Origin of the sequence: Streptomyces niphimycinicus (genome assembly GCF_018883605.1) — a bacterium.
Classification (GTDB): domain Bacteria; phylum Actinomycetota; class Actinomycetes; order Streptomycetales; family Streptomycetaceae; genus Streptomyces; species Streptomyces niphimycinicus.
This window is the reverse complement of the sequence record NZ_JAHLEM010001257.1, coordinates 1-840: the sequence shown is the minus strand read 5'-3', so window position 1 is coordinate 840 and position 840 is coordinate 1. Positions and strand designations below refer to the sequence as shown.

Below are 840 nucleotides of genomic sequence, written 5' to 3'. Positions count from 1 at the left end.
CATCGAGGAGGAGGCCCCGCGTGAGGTGGCCACGGCCCCTGGTGTGACGTCGTGGCCGCTGTCGGCGAAGTCCGCCGACGCGCTGCGTGCGCAGGCCGTGCGGCTCCGTTCCTACCTGGACGAGCGGCCGGAGATCGCACCGGCCGACCTCGGCTACTCGCTCGCCACCACGCGCGCCGCGCTCGACCACCGCGCGGTGCTGGTGGCCGACGACCGCGAGGGCTTCCTGCGCGGTCTGGAGACCCTGGCACACGGCGAGTCCGGTGCGGAGGTGATCCAGGGCTCGGGCGCCGCGGTCGGCAAGGTGGCGTTCCTGTTCACGGGGCAGGGGAGCCAGCGGCTCGGCATGGGCCGTGAGCTGTATGACGCCTATCCGGTGTTCGCGGAGGCGCTGGACGCGGTCTGCGCTGAGCTGGACGCGCATCTTGAGCGGCCGTTGAAGACGGTGCTGTTCGGCGAGGATGCCGAGGCGCTCGACCAGACCGGCTTCACTCAGCCCGCGTTGTTCGCGGTCGAGGTGGCGTTGTTCCGGCTGGTGGAGGCGTGGGGTCTGAAGGCGGACTTCCTCTCCGGCCACTCGATTGGTGAGCTGGCCGCCGCGCATGTGGCGGGTGTGCTCTCGCTCGCGGATGCGGCGAAGCTGGTGGCGGCCCGTGGCCGTCTGATGCAGGAGCTGCCTGCCGGTGGCGCGATGATCGCGGTGCAGGCGTCGGAGGACGAGGTGCTGCCGCTGCTCACCGACCGCGTGAGTATCGCCGCGCTCAACGGGCCGACGTCGGTGGTCATCGCGGGTGATGAGGACGAGGCTGTCGCGATTGCGGCGGGCTTCGAGGCGCAGGG

General features: G+C 71.5%; 1 protein-coding gene. It reads left to right on the top strand.

The window, feature by feature from the left end; all coding sequences use genetic code 11:
- Positions 1–840 (top strand): acyltransferase domain-containing protein (locus tag KN815_RS49200; protein ID WP_216348215.1); only part of this gene is annotated, 840 nt, incomplete at both ends.